The organism is Paenibacillus jilunlii (assembly GCF_900102965.1).
Classification (GTDB): Bacteria; Bacillota; Bacilli; order Paenibacillales; family Paenibacillaceae; genus Paenibacillus_AQ; species Paenibacillus_AQ jilunlii.
On sequence record NZ_FNGM01000015.1, the window covers coordinates 104,420 to 121,605 of the forward strand.

19 protein-coding genes and 1 pseudogene are annotated in these 17,186 nt (G+C 50.7%); 13 read left to right on the top strand and 7 right to left on the bottom strand.

The window, feature by feature from the left end; all coding sequences use genetic code 11:
- Nucleotides 1-67: 67 nt before the first annotated feature.
- The 4 genes from BLQ82_RS22905 to BLQ82_RS22920 all read right to left on the bottom strand — a co-directional run bounded on the left by BLQ82_RS22905 (nt 68) and on the right by BLQ82_RS22920 (nt 2,627).
- Complete coding sequence (locus BLQ82_RS22905) at nt 68-1,303, bottom strand: hypothetical protein (protein WP_062520962.1); 1,236 nt, start codon at nt 1,301-1,303, stop codon at nt 68-70.
- A 14-nt stretch (nt 1,304-1,317) separates the two neighbouring features.
- Nucleotides 1,318-1,689 (bottom strand): hypothetical protein, encoded by a 372-nt coding sequence (locus BLQ82_RS22910; RefSeq protein WP_062520960.1) that lies wholly within the window; start codon nt 1,687-1,689, stop codon nt 1,318-1,320.
- Between the two features lie 126 nt (nt 1,690-1,815).
- Nucleotides 1,816-2,217: a hypothetical protein gene (locus BLQ82_RS22915; protein WP_062520958.1), complete on the bottom strand. Its 402-nt coding sequence runs from the start codon at nt 2,215-2,217 to the stop codon at nt 1,816-1,818.
- Nucleotides 2,218-2,222: 5 nt separating this feature from the next.
- The gene (locus tag BLQ82_RS22920) at nt 2,223-2,627 is read right to left on the bottom strand and encodes a hypothetical protein (RefSeq protein ID WP_062520957.1); all 405 of its coding nucleotides are present in this window, start codon (nt 2,625-2,627) and stop codon (nt 2,223-2,225) included.
- Nucleotides 2,628-2,838: 211 nt separating this feature from the next.
- Between BLQ82_RS22920 and BLQ82_RS22925 the strand changes: the two genes are divergently transcribed.
- The 6 genes from BLQ82_RS22925 (at nt 2,839) to BLQ82_RS22950 (ending at nt 8,532) form a co-directional block, all read left to right on the top strand.
- Nucleotides 2,839-3,459: a GNAT family N-acetyltransferase gene (locus BLQ82_RS22925; protein WP_062520956.1), complete on the top strand. Its 621-nt coding sequence runs from the start codon at nt 2,839-2,841 to the stop codon at nt 3,457-3,459.
- 261 nt (nt 3,460-3,720) lie between these two features.
- Entirely contained in the window at nt 3,721-4,287 is a 567-nt protein-coding gene (locus BLQ82_RS22930; RefSeq protein WP_062520955.1) for a TetR/AcrR family transcriptional regulator, read from the top strand.
- An 838-nt stretch (nt 4,288-5,125) separates the two neighbouring features.
- Nucleotides 5,126-5,890, top strand: coding sequence for a MerR family transcriptional regulator (locus BLQ82_RS22935; protein WP_062520954.1), 765 nt, complete (start codon nt 5,126-5,128; stop codon nt 5,888-5,890).
- The gene (locus BLQ82_RS22940; RefSeq protein ID WP_062520953.1) at nt 5,887-6,543 is read left to right on the top strand and encodes a GNAT family N-acetyltransferase; all 657 of its coding nucleotides are present in this window, start codon (nt 5,887-5,889) and stop codon (nt 6,541-6,543) included. Before BLQ82_RS22935 ends, BLQ82_RS22940 begins: the two co-directional genes overlap by 4 nt.
- Nucleotides 6,540-7,571 (top strand): alpha/beta hydrolase family protein, encoded by a 1,032-nt coding sequence (locus tag BLQ82_RS22945; protein WP_062520951.1) that lies wholly within the window; start codon nt 6,540-6,542, stop codon nt 7,569-7,571. Before BLQ82_RS22940 ends, BLQ82_RS22945 begins: the two co-directional genes overlap by 4 nt.
- Nucleotides 7,572-7,692: 121 nt before the next feature.
- On the top strand, nt 7,693-8,532 hold the full coding sequence (locus BLQ82_RS22950) for a metallophosphoesterase family protein (RefSeq protein WP_062520949.1): 840 nt from the start codon (nt 7,693-7,695) through the stop codon (nt 8,530-8,532).
- On the opposite strand, the gene BLQ82_RS22955 is transcribed toward BLQ82_RS22950, so the two are convergent.
- Nucleotides 8,487-9,389 carry a LysR family transcriptional regulator gene (locus BLQ82_RS22955; protein WP_244280953.1) on the bottom strand — a complete coding sequence of 301 codons (903 nt, stop codon included), beginning with the start codon at nt 9,387-9,389 and terminating at the stop codon, nt 8,487-8,489. The genes BLQ82_RS22950 and BLQ82_RS22955 overlap by 46 nt on opposite strands.
- 167 nt (nt 9,390-9,556) lie before the next feature.
- Here BLQ82_RS22955 and BLQ82_RS22960 point away from each other — a divergent pair, with 167 nt between their 5' ends.
- The 3 genes from BLQ82_RS22960 (at nt 9,557) to BLQ82_RS22975 (ending at nt 11,854) form a co-directional block, all read left to right on the top strand.
- Nucleotides 9,557-9,865 (top strand): DUF1330 domain-containing protein, encoded by a 309-nt coding sequence (locus tag BLQ82_RS22960; protein WP_062520947.1) that lies wholly within the window; start codon nt 9,557-9,559, stop codon nt 9,863-9,865.
- Between the two features lie 13 nt (nt 9,866-9,878).
- Nucleotides 9,879-10,673, top strand: a complete 795-nt coding sequence (locus BLQ82_RS22965; protein WP_062520944.1) for an SDR family oxidoreductase — start codon at nt 9,879-9,881, stop codon at nt 10,671-10,673.
- A gap of 677 nt (nt 10,674-11,350) precedes the next feature.
- Entirely contained in the window at nt 11,351-11,854 is a 504-nt protein-coding gene (locus tag BLQ82_RS22975) for a hypothetical protein (protein WP_062520942.1), read from the top strand.
- A gap of 18 nt (nt 11,855-11,872) precedes the next feature.
- Here the strand turns inward: BLQ82_RS22975 and BLQ82_RS22980 are convergent, their stop codons facing one another.
- Together BLQ82_RS22980 and BLQ82_RS22985 are read right to left on the bottom strand one after the other, a co-directional pair.
- Entirely contained in the window at nt 11,873-12,277 is a 405-nt protein-coding gene (locus BLQ82_RS22980; protein WP_062520940.1) for a response regulator, read from the bottom strand.
- A 15-nt stretch (nt 12,278-12,292) separates the two neighbouring features.
- On the bottom strand, nt 12,293-13,510 hold the full coding sequence (locus BLQ82_RS22985) for a sugar efflux transporter (RefSeq protein ID WP_062520939.1): 1,218 nt from the start codon (nt 13,508-13,510) through the stop codon (nt 12,293-12,295).
- 135 nt (nt 13,511-13,645) lie between these two features.
- Here BLQ82_RS22985 and BLQ82_RS22990 point away from each other — a divergent pair, with 135 nt between their 5' ends.
- From BLQ82_RS22990 to BLQ82_RS23005, 4 genes and pseudogenes are all read left to right on the top strand, one after another.
- Entirely contained in the window at nt 13,646-14,527 is an 882-nt protein-coding gene (locus BLQ82_RS22990; protein WP_062520938.1) for a helix-turn-helix domain-containing protein, read from the top strand.
- Between the two features lie 29 nt (nt 14,528-14,556).
- Entirely contained in the window at nt 14,557-14,964 is a 408-nt protein-coding gene (locus tag BLQ82_RS22995; RefSeq protein ID WP_062520937.1) for an SWIM zinc finger family protein, read from the top strand.
- A 33-nt stretch (nt 14,965-14,997) separates the two neighbouring features.
- Nucleotides 14,998-15,996 (top strand): annotated as a pseudogene (locus BLQ82_RS23000) (DEAD/DEAH box helicase); the annotation flags it as partial.
- A 623-nt stretch (nt 15,997-16,619) separates the two neighbouring features.
- Complete coding sequence (locus BLQ82_RS23005) at nt 16,620-17,093, top strand: 40S ribosomal protein S25 (protein WP_244280954.1); 474 nt, start codon at nt 16,620-16,622, stop codon at nt 17,091-17,093.
- The last annotated feature ends 93 nt before the right edge of the window (nt 17,094-17,186 follow it).

Below are 17,186 nucleotides of genomic sequence, written 5' to 3' on the forward strand. Positions count from 1 at the left end.
GGGCGGCGCAGCCGTTTCTACTTGCTGCATAGTATGTCCTGGATGCAAAAAAATAATGTGAATGTCCTTAAGTTCCGAAAATGATATCCTGCTTGCCAAGCCGCGAATCGTTCCAGACAGCAGCCAGCGTATCCGGGAACTTGGTGGCTGCAGTGATGTAGTCGCCGATCAGCACAACCGGTGTGGGAGAGTTCCCATTCGGATTGGTGGAAACGTCGGATATCCGCCGGTTGGCGAAGGAGACGCCGGCATTGAAAGACTCGGCAGCAAAAACATCCAGAAGAAATCCGTCCACCCGGTTGGTGTAATAGATCACCCGTATGGTTCCGTTGGAGGGGGAGACGGTAATGGAAGGGGAGAAGTTCTGTGAGCCTGCCGGTGCTCCTGTGATGTTAACGGGTGTGGACCACAGCAACCCATCCGGAGAACGGGAAAAAAAGACATCTGCATAGCCCAGGCGGAAATCATTCCAGACCGCATACACAAACCCCCCGAACTGCCCGGCGGAAATGTCGGTTCCTAAGCTGAGGTTCGTCTGCACCCGGAACGCATAATTGGGCACAGGCAGGGGACTAGGCACGGGAACCGTGCTGGCGATGAACGTAGCTCCCCGGGTCACTGGAGGGTTGAAGGTGATTCCGCCATCCAGGGAAGCTCTGATAAATGCATACGTGGGAAGATTGGAACGAAGCTGAATATAACCGGCATACACCTCTCCCGCGAGTCCTACAGCCAGAGCAGCGCGGTTAAGCTGTCCTCTGGGATCGGATATTCGCAGCGGACGTTCCCAACTGAGCCCCTTGTCTAGAGAACGCTGGAAAAAGATGGCCGAATTCAAAGCCAGATCATAAAGTGGCGTATATCCTATATAAGCATTTCCAATGAACGGGCTGGAGGGCGAGCGGTCAACCGCGATAAAAGGCTCATCGTTGTGAACGTATAAGCCGTAGCCTTGCTGTGCAATGACCGGAGGATTGAACGTAAGCCCGTTGTCAAAAGAGGTATAGGTGGCAATTGTCCCGTCCCGGAATTCATTGAAAAAGTGAACCGCCACGATGAACGTGTTGGGAAACGTATAATCGATCGTTGGCGCTTCTGCACTCATATATCCTGGCGCTTGCGGCAGAACGGTATTTGACCAGGTCACTCCACCGTCGATTGAACGATAGAAGCCTGTTAATGCAGTTCCTGAACTGTCTTCAACGGCCACGACACACATAACATTCGGGTCCAGCGTACTTACCGCTATCGAGGGCTCGATATGATTCCCCGGCAAAGCGGCAGTAATGTTGACGTTAGCCAATGGATCACCTCATTTTAGGTAGAAATAATGGATAAGCGGTCAAAATATGTAAGTTCAGGCTGCAGAATCCGGTCCAGAATGTTCCCGCTTGCATCAAGCGCAAAGATGTTAATGATGGTGTTAACCGCGCTGTAGAAATTGACCTGGACCTCATAGTAATCGGCAAGAGTAACTGAATAGGTCTGGACAACAAGCTGCTGGGGATTGAGCTGGAAAAGGGTTTCTCCGACAGCAACACGTGTGAAGCTTGCTCCCCGGAAATGAAAAATCTGCAAGGTGAGGTTAATGGGGGAAACTATGGAATCGTTCAAGCAGGAGATCTGGATCCGGTCCAAATGGGTGGAGCCTGTTGGGGGATTGTACACCGCTCCCGTTGTAAAAGGCATGGCATGAACTCCTTCCGGCCTTGGTTGACGACGTTTAGTAAAACGTATGTGGAGCGATTTTGTCCTATGCCGGAATTCCAGAATATGTATGATTACAGAGGGAGGGCGAAGCTCCCTCTGCGGGGCTTAAAGAATGGACAGGCCAGTAAATACAATAGGTCCGATAATGTTGGGAAGATTTCCGCCCGATACAGAAGAGGCAGTTATGGAATAAGCATAGTAGCCGGAAGCAAGTCCTGAATCTACATAAGATAATTTGACTGCATCAAACGCATTGGCAGCGGTACTACTGGAACGGAAGCTGCTGATCGCCACCGCATTGCGCACGATCGTGAAGATCACATCGGGCGGGTTGCTGCCGGTATTCTGCAGGCCGATTGTAGCTCCCAGCAAGACTGATCCGCCAGTGGAGACATTTAATCCGAATTGCCCCAGAATCAGGCTGCTCGGCACAGCTAAAACGGATAAAGAGGTGGACTGGGAGAAGCTGGACGGGATGCTTTTACCAATATCAATAATCTGCGGCATGGCGGTCACACCAGAGAAAGGCCCGAGAACAACACGGGACCTACCAGATTTGCACTGTTCAGGACAGCTGAATTGACCTGAGAAACGGTAAGGGTATAGGCAAAATATCCTGCAGTCAAACCACTGTCCACAAAAGAGAAGCTGATCGGATCAAACTGATTGGCACTTAGCGCACTGGCCGTAATTGAAAAAATGGCCGTGCTTCCCCGTAAAATGGTGAACAGTAAATCCGGACTGCCCAGGGTGGTCTGGGTGCCGACTGAAGCATCAAGCCATACATTTCCGCCTGTCCCGGTTGTCAAACCGAATTGGGCGAGCGTATTGCTCGAAGGCGAAGCAACAATGGGAATCGAGATCGATTGGCTGAAGCTGGCGGCAACGCTTTTACTGAAATCGAGAATCTGGGCCACGGTACTCAGCTCCTTAACATATATTTGGTCAGTAATAAATTATGTGCTTTGACAGTTGGATGATTGGACGTAACAAGAAACATTGCAGACCTGATGTGAATTCTTGATGTGATCCGTGAAACCGGCTTTGTTTGACAAAAGGCAGGGCTTCGGGTATTTTGGTACTATAAAAACTATTTAAGTACCAATATGAATCGGAAGGAGCTTATATATGGATCATATTTCAATCACACACGGCAACCCCAAATCGGCGTCAGGAGGCAGACTCCTGGGGATGGCACTGGATTATATGGCCTATCCGGTGATCGGAACGGCAGATAAAGCATTAATTGAGAACACCCTGCAACAATTATGGGTTCTCGGAAAAAACCGTTTCAGCCATCAATATGCTTTTGAAGCAAGGTTGGATAACAGAACGATTGGAATTATCTCCTGCTACCCGGTATCTGTGATGGATAAGCTGGCTTGGCCCACCGCCCGGGAGCTAATCAAACTGCGTAAATGGAAGCTTATCAAGCATTCTCTGCTGCATTTGCAGGAGCTGTGGTCTATGGTAAGCTTGAAGGAGGGAAGAGCGGATGAATACCATATCGGGGCATTGGCTGCATTGCCGGAAAGCCGGGGATACGGGGCAGGTTCCAAATTAATTCAGCATGCAGAGGACAAAGCCAGATTAAACAACTACGGCAAATGCTCCCTGACCGTCAGGCAAGAGAACTTCCGGGCCATCAAGCTGTATGAGCGGCTGGGATACCGGATTACTGATTCCATAGAGAACAAACCGTATTATCTGTACCGTATGGTAAAACCCCTTCCGCGTATCCTTACCTGAGAATTCAGGTGTAGACGGTAAGATATAAGTTGAACTTGAAAAATTCATAAAAAGGGTAAAAGTGCGGAGGGGAAGTTTGGAACTGGAAGAGCGGCAGCGTCCGCCTTTGTCACCGGATTTCAACCGCCAAAGGCGATTCAATATAAGAAATCTGGGGACAACAGCGGCTGGAAGTCCAAACATTCCCCGCAGTGACGTCTATACCCCACAATGTAAAACTAAAGTTCAACTTATATAGATGAAGGGTGGACTGGCAAGAACATGGACGACCAGGTCTATTTGAAAATTTTGAAATGTTTTGGAGCCAAAGGCACGCGGTTTACCACGGAGGACCTGGCGAGAGAACTGGGCACGAGTAAACGCACCGTGTATACCTACTTTTCGAGTAAAGATGAAATGATAGAGAAAACGATTGATTTCGTCTTTTCGCAGATTATCCAATCGGATACAGAAATTCTGGAAAATGCAGCGCTCCCTATTCAGGAGAAAATGAGGCTTTATTTTCAGAATATTCCCGACGCCTATTCGATAGGCACGATTATCCGGCACATGGATGACTTTCAGCGGTATTATCCCCGGCTCTACGAGAAGGTGAATCATCACCTGGATATGATTTGGGACGGTGCTATTGAACTGGTGGAGGAAGGGATGAACCGTGGCGAGCTGCACAAGGTGGACACCGTCATTCTCAAGCTTATGCTGAATGAGACACTGAAAAAGCTGCTGGACTATGAGTTTATTGCGGGCCATCAGGTCAGCTTCGAATCCGGCATCAAGGCTATGAGTGATATTATTTTATATGGCCTGATCAAGGCAGAATCTTTGTAATAATTAAATGAAGCAACCCTCATAATCCATTGACCATCAGGCAGGCAGCCTTGGGCAGCCAGGCTGGAGCGATCGGAGCTGCTGCGGCTGTAAGACACAAGCTGGCTGCAGGGAATGCAGCCGGATGATTATTCATTGTAATCGCTCAGTGTGCTGCAAATGGCCTGCCCGCATTGCCTGCATTGCCTGCATGGCTGCTGAAGATCCATGCCGCCATGGCCGCACTATTGATGGACTATACGCTGCATATCTGCATAGCCGGACTGTTGGGACATGTTCACCGGAAGGATCCGGTAGGCATGCCCTTTTTTATTGTATAGGTAATTATGTGTTTTTTCAGTTGAGGATAAGTGTAAGGGGATAAGGGTCTTTTCGTTGGTTGGTCTAGACTATACAATGTGAAAAATGGAGAATCATGAAACCAGATGATAAATAACAGGGAGGCCTTCAACAGAGTTCACCCAATCAGTCGAAAGTTGATAACCTTGTGGAGTCTTTTTCTAAATAGTGCTTGCAACGAAGCAGGTAAGCAGTGGCTAGTTGGAAAAAGGGAGCTTATTTCTCCCCAAAATCAGCAATTGTGAGATTGAAGTGGAAAAAGGGAACTTAATTAGGCCGTTTTACCTCATCAGGGGTGAAATGAGCAAGATTAGTTATCTTTTTTCCACTTGGGATGGCTGAAGGATTCATATAGGCTTCTCCAGGCAACGCTAAACTGAAATCCACAACGGCGGAACACAACGGAAGAAATCTAAATTATTCTGAGAAAATGGCGTTGACCTTAGGCCAGACCTAAGGTGTATCTTAAAGATGCATCCCGGGGAAGGAGTGAGGAGACGTGAGAAATGAGATTACCATCAGTGAGCTGGCTAAGCTTATGGATGTGTCGGTGCACCAGATCCGCTATTTCGAGGAAAAGGGTTTGCTTCAGCCTGCTTATATTGGCGACAACCAGTACCGGATGTACAGTATGCATGAGATCTATCAGCTGGCCCATATCTTGCTGCTGCGGAAGCTGGGGCTGCCGGTTCAGGCAGTCAAAGAATGCATGACGGGCTTTGGCCCGGACCAGGTCCGGCAAATGCTTCAGACCTCTTTGGAGAATACGCATGCGGAGATTCTGCGGCTCCAGCAGCTTCAGCTGTTCATAGGCAAGGTGCTTCAGGAGCACCGGGACTTCGGTCAAGAGATGGAGGCTTACCGGGTCAAGCGGCGGGAGGCTGTGAATTTGCGGCGCTGGTTCGGGCTCAGCTCACAGAATGTACTGGAGGCCAGACAGCTTGCCGGTCAAGCGGGTCCCGGTCTCAACCTGTTCGAAGCAGATATTCATTATGTGTTCGAGGGGGAAGGTCCTGCTGTCCTCTGCACGGAAGCCACGGAGGAAGCCAGTCTGCTGCTGCCAGCAGGAGATTATCTGTCCTCCCAGTTTCCCGCAGCCCATGAAGATGAACTGAAGCGGCGGATGGAGCAATTCAGTTCGTATGCAGCAGATAAAACCCTTCATATGACAGGACCTCTTGTACTCATTGAGAAATCATACCTTTCCCTGTTCAGCCAGGACAGGCTTCATTATGAGCTGCTGCAGCGGATCGAAACCGTATGAAGCAAGCACACGTCATCATTGCACCAATGCAGGCGGAGTACAACCGGCAGGTTAGCCATTTGCTTGTGGAAGCGTTCTATAGCAAGTTTTATCCATTGACAAGGCTTGAGCCGGGCGGGCTGGCAGCTTTGTTTGAACAGCTGCTGGATGCTTTTCCGGAAGAACCGGCGAGCCAAAGGCTGGTGGCGCTTCGGGAAGGGGAAGTCATCGGTACACTATGCCTCAAACGGAAAGCTGGAGCTGGCCTTTTGGCAGGGGAGGACCATAAACCAGTCATCACCCGGGATGAAAGACGGAAGATGTTCAAGCTGTTGACAGCCTTGCACTTTTTGGACCATAAGCCGCAGGAGGGAGAATGTTATATCGCGGATTTGTCCGTGCATCCGGCGGCCCGCGGGAAGGGGGTAGGCAAGCAGCTGCTGCATTGGGTACAGCATTATGCCAGCAGTGATCCACACCTGAACGTGCTGAGCCTGCATGTCTCCGGGCATAATCCAGGCGCAAAGCGCCTGTATGAACAAATCTCCTTCCGCACACAGGCGGAAGAGCGCAGTTTGGTGAGGTTTCTTCTTTTTCATGAATGGAGATGGGAGTATATGGTCCTGCCACTGCAGCAAGCAAATCGGGTATCTAAACAAGAGGAGCTTTTATGAAAAGAAAAATAAAACTCACGCTTATCGTTTTAATGCTCATCTGTGCAGGTGCGGTGCTCTATGTATTGGAGCAGAACACTTTTGATATGGAGGAGCGGTCCATTGAAATTCCCTCTCCGCAGGGCAAATTAACCGGCACGCTTGTCCTGCCCAAGGAGGTGTCCGGCAAGCTGGGGCTTGTGCTGTTCATTCACGGTGATGGAGCGGTTAATGCTTCCCATGATGACGGCTATAAGCCGCTATGGGAGATGCTTGCTAAGCAAGGTTATGCTTCGCTGTCGCTGAACAAGAGAGGTATTGGCGGCTCCGCAGGGAATTGGCTCGACCAGAGCATCGATGACCGGGTAGACGAAGCGCGCCAGGCGCTGGCCTGGGCCAGAACACAGCCGATGATTGATCCTTCGCGGATTGGGGTGTGGGGAGCCAGCCAGGCCGGATGGGTAATTCCGAAGCTTGCGGGGAAGGAGCCGCTTGCCTTCAGTATTCTGGTATCTCCGGCGATCAACTGGCTGACCCAGGGCGAGTATAATACACGCAGGCAGATGGCAAAGGAAGGATACTCCGGGGATGAAATTTCCGCACAGGCAGCGTATGAACAGCAAGTAAAGGAGCTTTTGAAAAGGGGCGCAACGTATGAGGAATATGCACAAGCCGCACATAAGGGGGATGTCATGTCCCGGGAACGCTGGACTTTTGTGAGCAAGAACTTCCGGGCCGACGCGACCGCCGGTCTGCACCGCTTCAAAACTCCTGTGCTCCTGCTGCTGGGCGATGAGGATGTGAATGTAGACTGGAAGGAAACGGAACAGGTATACCGCCACAATGTGAGTCCATCCTTGCTCACGGTTAAGGTCTTCCCGGATACCGAGCATTCCATGCTGTCCACCCGAACCGCCGGTTCCAAGCTGCGTGCCGTGCTTATCAGCCTGTTCGCACCAAGACAAATCACGGTCAACGGGTATATGGAGCAAATTGAACAGTTTCTGCAGAAAGTGAGCTTGCCGGGAAGCAGAACTCCCGGAGCATAGGAATATAGCTGCTGGCTGTTATTTTCTCCGGCCTAGCTTCTCTTTGTCCAAGATATGTAACTTGGTATTGAATATACATACTATTACATATTGTTAATCCATAGAGAGGGGCGGGATCCCGATGAAAAAGCAGGCTTCACCTGTCAAAAAAAGAGCTCTGTCCTCCAGGACTGAACGGAAACGGACAGCCACACCATCAGCTAAAGCCCAGATTATCCGTTTTGCGGTGATCGGGGACAGTCATGTGGGATATGGGAACAGCTCCAGCATATTTAAGAATCTTCTGCCCAAAGCGGTTGCTGGCGTGAAGCCGAGGTTTGTGATATTCGGAGGCGACAACACGCAGGCAGGTGCGGATCACGGAAATCATGCGGATGCTTTTTACAAAGACTTCAAGGATACTGTGACGGGCACGCTGGGCAATATTCCTTACAAAGCTTCGATAGGCAATTGGGAGGCAAGTACCGCGAATCTGTTCACCAAATATCTGGGGGCTGTTTCGGGAAAGATGAATTTTCCGGGGACACAGGGCAGGGTGAAGTATGTGTGGCTGGATTGTGCGCTTGGACGGTTCACCCCGGCCAGTATAAATCTGCTTACGAATTTGGATGACCAGCATGATTATATTATTGATTTTCATTGGCCTTTGAAGGTGAGCGGAATTACCGTTGACTCCAGTCATGTGTTAAGCGGAGCTGAGACGAGCAGATTTTTTGCTTCGATTCCTGCCAAGGCCAGAGACAAGGTGCTGGCGATATTTACCCATCATGGGCATTTATTTTACCGCAAGCTTAACAATATCTACCCGGGATTTACCAAGACAAAGTTTTTCGTCTGCGGATGCTCGGGAGATTATAAATGCAAGCCGAACGGGGACCGGGGCTACTATGATGTTGCCTTGACGATTAACGGGAATCAAGCCAGTATTGAAGCGTTTCGGGTGCAGGTTGTTACAGGATGAACCTGCCGCTGTTCAACAAAATCAATAAACGCTTTGACCGCTGCCGGAAGGTAGCGGTCTTTTCGCCATTTGAGTCCGATTTCCCATACCCAGCCTTCCTCGGCAATCGGAATCCAGGCGAGCCCCTCCAGCATTAGCCCGGGCGTTTGCGGAAGGACAGATACGCCGAGTCCTGCTTTGATGAAGCCGGCTACTGTAACCAGATCCTCCGCATCGTAGGTGGAAGCGAGCTGAAATCCGGTATTGTCGAAGCGGGCGGTGATGGTGGCTTTGAGGCCGCAGTTTTTTTTGAGACCGACAAAAGGTTCGCCGGACAGCTTGGTAAGACTAAGTGAAGTCTGCCGGGCAAAGGGGTGACGGGCGGGAACAACGATGTACAGCGGCACTTTCAGCATGGTCAGCCATTCGTGCTTCATCACGGTGGATTCCCTGGAAGTAATCATCAGGTCCGATCTCCCCATCCCGAAATGCTCATCCAGATCCCCTAGATTGCCCTGAAACAATTCAAAACGGACCTTAGGGTGCTCCTGCATGTACTCCTGGACTAGGTTAGGTACCAGATCAACTCCGAGAATATTCAGATAGGATATGGAGATTACGCCGGTATCCGGATCGGACCACTCTCTGATCTCCTGCATTCCGTCCTCAATGCTGCGCAGAGCCTCTTCTACCCGCTTGGCGAACTGCACCCCGTAACGGTTAAGCCGGATATTTCGTCCGCCCCGGTCAAACAGCGGCAGCCCCAATTCATCCTCCAGCTTGGAAATGGCATGGCTTAAGGCGGGCTGGGTCAGGTTAAGGGCCTTAGCGGCCTTGGTCATATGCTGAAGCTTGGCGACGGTAATGAAGTATTCCAATTGTGTGAGTTCCAGGAGAAGCCCCTCCATTTTATATGAATTATAGTAATCAATCAGATGAATAAGATAAATTATACTTATATAAAAAGGCGATGTAAACTAACGTTGTGCCTGACAAGCAGACACGGCGATACAGCAACTTACTGTATATGAAATGGAGGGGAGCAATGAGCGCCTATGTTATTTTTATCCGTGAGCACAGCTATGATCCGGAAGAGCTCAGAATCTATTCACAAAAAGCGCCCGGCGGTCTGGCAGGCCATCCCGTAACCCCGCTTGCGGTGTATGGAACCCATGAAGTGATCGAGGGCCCTGCTATTGAAGGAGCGGCCATTCTTGAGTTCCCCAGCTTTGAAGAGGCTAAGGTCTGGTATTACAGTCCCGCGTACCAGGATGCGGTACAGCATCGGCTCCGGGGCGGAACCTACCGCGGGATCATTATTGAGGGCGTGCCCGCAGCAGCATCACAATCCTAAGGAGGAAGCAGAAATGGCAGCAGCGTATAAAGATCCATCACATGAATTTGAAGGGAAAAGAGTACTGGTGACCGGAGGCACCCGGGGCATGGGGGAAGCCATCGCCAAAAGACTGGCAGGCAGCGGAGCAACCGTACTGACGACGGCCCGCACGATGCCTGCTGAGCTTCAGGAGCCGGGGTTGTTCGTGCAGGCGGATATTGCCACTCCTGAAGGAGTGGAGAAGGTTGTTCACGGGGTAAAAGAAGTGCTCGGCGGCATTGATATTCTGGTGAACAATGTGGGAGGCTCCAGTACACCTCCGGGCGGGGCGCTTGTCCTGACCGATGAAGACTGGCTTCAGGCCTTGAACTGGAATCTGCTCGCCGCTGTCCGGCTGGACCGCGGGCTGCTGCCGATGATGCTGGAGCAGGGCTCCGGTGCCGTCGTCCATATTTCCTCTATTCAGAGACGTCTGCCGCTGTATGAAACTACGCTGGCCTATGCCGCAGCCAAAGCGGCTCTGTCCAACTACAGCAAAGGTTTGTCCAATGAATTTTCGCCGCGCGGCATCCGCATTAATACTGTGGCTCCGGGTTTTATCCAGACCAAGGCGGCGGATGCGATGATTGACCGGATCGCCCAGGCGGCAGGAAGCCGGGAAGCTGCCCTGCAGCAGCTGATGGATTCACTTGGCGGCATCCCCCTTGGCCGTCCCGGCCTGCCGGAGGAGGTTGGGGAGCTGGTGGCATTCCTGGTGTCTGACCGGGCGGCGTCGATTACAGGCAGTGAATATGTGATTGACGGCGGGACGATTCCGACGGTGTAACCGGAGAAATGGAGGTATGCAGCAAATAGAACATTATAGTAACCGCAGCAGAAGAGTATGGAGTATTTGCTGCAAACCAGCCGGTGACGGCTGGTTTTGTTGTATATGCCGAAATTTATATACTTATGTAAAAAATGATCCTTCTATTTTTGGCAGAAACGGTACCTGAAGGCGATACTCTGTATCGCTGCTTCGGAAGCAGAGGCTCCCTTAAAAGGACGGCGAAGCCGTTTCTGCTTGTGTGTACAGGCAATATTGAGCCTACCGTCGTTGGGGGTGTGTGCTCAAGTGGAATTAGTGAACCTAAATGTGCTCAAAAATCATTACCCGGAAGTTTTAGTTGGAAAAAGGATACTTAATTTAAGTGAAATCACCTGTAAAGGGGTAAACCGGCCGGATTAGGTGTACTTTTTCCCACAAGTTATTGTTGGAGAAGGAGAGGTGGGGATTTAAGTTCACTTTTTCCACTATAGCCGGCTTCCGCAGCCTGCCCAAGGCGGCCTGGGCCGGAATTACTTGGAGAGCTATTCATTTTTGTGAGACTTCAGCCGATGAAATATTTGGGATTTATTGGATCGGGGAACATACAAATACTGCTGCTTCCGGCGGCGTGTTTTTTGATACAGTTATTCTTATGAAAAGGATAGTTATTGAGAGGCGGAGAGGAATGCAGGAATATGAGAAATCGATCAGCAAACATTATTCTAAGTTTTGTGCTTGTTACTTTAACTGTCCTTAGTTATATGACCGGCCGCAGTGTTATCAAAAAGTTTGATGGGCAGTTATTCAGTCATTCCAGTGTGCCTTTAGAAACTTCTGCTTTATTTCTTGTTTTGTTAATCGGCATTGGAATTACACTGGGGTTCATGATTCATGATTCCAGCAAGATCAGCGAGATCATTATCCTGTGGCCCTGGGTGCATCTCATAGTACTGATTGTGTCATTAGTTATAGGGGGAACCGTATGGGATTATGCCATGGTTCCGGCCTTCTACTCCCTTGTAATATTGCCTATTAATTTAATAGGTGAAGGAATCTCCGTTGGTTTTCTAATCACCCGATTATTCTCCCGGGAAAATTCGAGATCCAAGGTTATTGCTATGATCTTCATTAATCTGTTAATCATCTGTCTTGTTCTTCAGGAAATGTCCAAAGAATCTCACAGTGATTTCTTTATGTAGCCCTTCCCCTACATTCCCCTACCTCGCAGGAACAGCCCCCGGCTGCCCGCCATACAAGCATTCTCGCCTCATACCGCTGGCTGCGCTAAGTACAGCATACTTCAGCTCTTCCCTGGCAACAGGCTTGAGCAGAGTGTCCATTCCCCCTTTGCAGAAGGCATCCAGGATAAATTCATAGCTGCTGGTGACAATGATTGTGCCATGAGTCTGGCTTGCATTCACCCGTTCCATCGCATTCGCTTCATTCAGCAGCAGCTTGGCATCCGTCACGATGATATCCGGGTTATGGCGTTCGATCAGCCGGATGGCTCCTGAATCACAGGCCGCTTCCAGAATCGCTTCATATGCAAAAGGCAGCGTCTCCAGCAGAAGCTTCAATTCACTGCGCATTTGGGGTTTGTCGTCAACAAGTATGATTTTCATCGCAAATTCCTCCTGTTATGTGATACTGGTTGAGCGGGTTGCCTCTTCTGCCGCCGAACGCCGGGGGAGTGCAAGCAAGGCCAGAGAGACCATTCCCAGCAGCAGGCATACCCAATAGGCGTTTCTGTACCCGAACCACTGCGCAGCCGCTCCTCCGGCCAGACTTCCAAACAGCCTTCCGATGGTAGTGGAGTTGGTATACAGCGTTGAAGCATATCCAGGCAGATCCGGGAGCAAATCCTGAATATAGCTGATGCCAATGGCGGAAATAACCGCAACAAAGAAGGCGAGCAGCACCTGTCCGGCGAGGATTTGCCACAATGAAGCTGAGAACAGCACGACCATGTAGTAAGCCGCACCCAGCGCAATCCCCCAGACCATGAGCAGGCGGGCGGAATACTTGGCGGACAGCAGGCCCAGCACAAGCATCAGCGGGATCTCAAGCAGTGCACAAATACTCGATACCGATGCGACATTCTGCGTGTTCCCGCCGAGGGTGTCCGTGATAAACAGGGAAATGTTCAAGTTGTTGATCCAATGCCCGGAATACAGCAGTGTCAATACCAGAAAGGGAACCAGAACCCGGGGGTTCTGAAGGAGCTTGACCGGCTGTTGCGGCTTGCTGCCCGCGGTTTGCGGCGGAGCGGCAGGGGCTTTTACAAAGATAATAACCAGCAGGGCGTTCATAAGAAAAATCAGCACAGTACTCATGAAGATTCCCGGGAATCCGAAATAATGGATCAGAACCGAGCCGGCCAGCGGACCGGCAATGAAACCGAGTGAAAACATGGACCGAAGCGTAGAATTGGCAAAAGCGTGATCTGCGGACTTGCTGGCATTGACAGCCTCCCGCGCACTGGCGAACAGCTGTGGCATGGCCGGTGCGCCAAGAGCTGTGAATACGGCCATATACAGCAGCAGCCCATAGAACTCATGAATCAAGAGGTAGCCGGCAAAAGCAAGCGCGTTGAAAAACATGGCGGTGACCATCAGCTTTTTACGGTTCAGCCCGCTGTCGGAACGTTTGGCAATCCACATGCTGAGCCATACGCCGCTTATGATGGTTATTGCTGTAAAAACACCAAAGGTGCCTGCGGATACGCCAAGCTTAGTTGTGAAATAAACAGCCAAAAAAGGTGAGCTAATGGATATCGCCATCCCCTGCAGCATCATACAGATCAAAAAGACGGGATAGCTGGGAATTCGGAAAAGATTGCGGGTGCGGGTCAACATATTTACGGGAACGTCTCCTTCAGAATCAGCTTGCGGCTTTATCTTTCATTTGGTTATAGTATAGTTAATTGTTGATGATTAAAGAATGTTTTATCTGCTTGAAAACCTCTACTATTTGGCTGGGACGGTGAGACCATGGATCTGAGGCTGCATGCCTGCGCGTACTCATTTCATACGCTGCCCTTTAAAACATCCTTTACGCCGCCGCCTTTTTTTCTGTTCCGGCTCCAGGTGCTGGGCAGCTGCAGAGCGCTGGTGCACGGGAAAATGAAAGTCATTGAACCCGGAGATCTGCTGATCTATCCCCCTGGCGAGCTTTATCATTTAGAGGTTGAGGCCATGGACGGAAAGATTGAAAGCGGGGATTATTATCTGCTCTGCGAAGGCTCGTGGATCGAACAGTGGTGGAAGGCCCGCCCCCGTACGATCCGGCAGCGGATCCACCTGGATGCCGGAATGCTATCCTTATGGCAGCAGCTCAGCATCGAGCAGCACCGGATTGTGCAGGGCAATCCCGAGCTGATCCGGCATCTGCTGTGCGCCTTGTGCCTGTCGCTGGACCGGCTTTCGGAGGAATCGGATTCCCGGCAGGACCCGCAGGTGCGTTCCAATGAATTGGTGCTGCTGATGCAGCGGTACATTAACGAGCATGCCCTGCGCCCGCTGCGGGTGGAGGAGGTTGCCGCGGCTGCCGGGCTGAGTGTCTCCCGTGCGGTGCATCTTTTTAAAAAACTGACGGGCTACACGATCATTCACTATACCCAGGAGATCAGATTGTCCAATGCCCTGGAGCGGATCCGCTATACCGACCTGGGGCTGGAAAATATCGCCGGAAGCTGCGGTTTCGGCACCTACTCCTATTTTCACAAGGTGTTCAAGGCCAGATACGGCCTCTCCCCCAAGGAGGTGCGGGACCGCCCGCCCGACTCTATTCTGGAAGGCACCTATGTCATCACCAGCGGGGATCAGAACCTCTCCGGCCTCTCGCCGGATGCGCGGAAGTTTTTGTCGACTTGAGAGTTGCCAAGGAATGAAAGAGGGCGATTATGATTTTTATTACTTTGAGAGACATAAGGGATACCTGCGGAGATACTTTTTATAAGCGCGGCAAGAACTATTATGAAGCCGGCCGTGTCCGTAATCTGGTGTACGATGAAATGGAGAACTGCTATACCGCTGAGGTAAAGGGAAGCAAGTCATATGAGGTGAGGATTGAGTTTGATGAAGAAGCATTTATAGTCGATTCTGACTGCACCTGCCCTGCCTTTGAGGACTACGGCTCCTGCAAACATGTGGCGGCAACGCTTGTTGCCATTTCCAGACTTGGGCAGAAGGATATAGTTAAGGATCAGCCTCGGCACCCGGTACAATCGAATCCCATTGATATTGACCTAATACTTGATTCTATCTTGAAGAAACAACCTGCTCAGCTCCAGAGGTTAAGGTTCTGGTAGCCGCCGGGCAGAAGGAGGAGCGGAGCGAATTGCAGCTTTCATACGTTGATACTCGATGAGGCCCAGGCGGTCAAAAATGCCGCTTCCCAGACAGCACAGGCAGTAAAATCCATTAAAGCCGCAAGAAAATTTGCTCTGACAGGAACACCTATCGAGAATTCTATTGATGAGCTGGAATCTATTATCGGCACGGTGTCCCCGCTCCTCTTCTCCGGCCGGCAATCGTTCAGGCAGCTCCCGGCAGACCGCATTTCGAGTATCGTTGCACCGTTTATTTTGCGCAGGCTGAAAAAGGATGTGCTGGAGGAATTGCCGGACCGTATCGAGACGCTTCAGCGCTCAGAGCTGGAGCAGAAACAGCTCTATCTGGCCTATTTGTCCAAGCTTCGTGAAGATACAGCGCAGGATTTGCAGGCCGAAGGATTTCAAAAAAGCCGGATGAAAATATTGGCGGGCATCACCCGCTTGCGGCAGCTTTGCTGCCATCCTACTCTTTTTGTAGAGAACTATACGGGAGGCTCCGGTAAGCTTGACCAATTGCTGGAATTGATAGAGGAGTGTCGTGCTTCCGGTAAAAGAATGCTCGTGTTCTCCCAATTTTCAAGCATGCTGCAATTGATACATGAAAGTCTTGCCGCTTCCGGGGTTACTCCATTTTATCTGGATGGATCCACGCCAGCCGGGGAGCGTGTCGAGCTATGCCGCCGTTTTAATGAAGGAGAAGGGGAGATTTTCCTGATTTCACTCAAAGCAGGGGGAACCGGACTGAATCTGACGGGGGCGGATACGGTTATTTTATATGATCTGTGGTGGAATCCTGCGGTGGAGGAACAAGCGGTTGGGCGTGCCCACCGGATGGGCCAGCGCAATGTGGTACAGGTGATCCGTATGATAACGGAAGGGACGATTGAAGAGAAGATTCTGGAATTGCAGCAGCGCAAAAAGAATCTGATCGAAGAAATCATTGAATCAGGCGAGAACAAGGCCTCCCGATTGTCTGAAGAGGATATCCGTGAGCTGCTCAAAATGTAGAGAGAAAAGCGCAAATATGAAGCGTTGAGGCGCGAACAGTATGCGGCAAACAGCAAACAGTAAGCGCAAAGCACAAATAGTAAGCGGCGAAGCACAAACAGTAAGCGGCGAACCACAAACAGTAAGCAGCGGACCACAAACAGTAAGCAGCGAACCACAAAGTAAGCGGCAAACAGCACACCGGAAGCCGCAAAGCACAATAGTAAGTGGCATATGGCTGCTGTGTACATGGCAACGGGGCGGATCAATTGCTGTTGCAGGATCAAGTTCAGACGGATCAAAGTTTGTTCACACGGCATGTTCATTGACATAGGCTGCAAGTATTCACTATACTGATTTTAAATAAGGACGAAGCACGTCCCGTACTCATGAATTCATGGGTGCGGGACTTTTTTGCGTTCACGGGAAGGAGATTGCATGTTATGGGATTTCAAGAAGAATACAGTATTTGGCTCAAGGGCCACACGGACCGCAGAAAGGGGGAAAGAAGAGATCGCTTGGAGCGTGGGCATGGACACGGAGAGCGCATGTTTTTAGAGAAGGTATGGTGGCCTTTGATGGGATCGCTACAAAACCTTCACCCCGAATATGAGGTCGCAGATTGGCGAGGGAGACCTTATTTTGTGGATTTTGTCTGGAAGCCGGGGCAGGTAAAGTTTGCGTTCGAAGTAAAGGGCTACGGCCCGCATGTGCAGAACATGGACCGTACGCGGTACCGGCAGGAGCTTAACCGGGAAACATTTCTGCAAATTGCCGGATATCGGGTAGTTTCAATTCCCTATGACGATCTCGATGGTAGTCCGCAGCTTACAATTTCGCTCATTAGGTCCCTAGTGGCTCCTTTTATAAGCGGGATCAATGTTGTGGGGCAATTTACTCGTTTGGAGCGGGAGATGATCCGGCTTGCTGTCTCCAGGGATGGAATGATCCGTCCGGTTGACCTGGGCAAGGAGCTTGGGATTAACCTGCGGACGGTTCGAAATACGCTGCAGGCTCTTTGTGCGAAGGGGAGACTCAGACCTGTGTCTACTAAAAGCGGCAGTAGAGTTTATCGTTATGAGGTGATTTATTCTTTCTCCGACGATCAGCTATGGTAATTGAGGCTTCGGCAGCCGGAGGTGGGGTGAACAACGGCAAAAGTGCCGTTGTTGAAGCGCCCGCGGCCGGGTAGCCCGGAAACAACGGCAAAA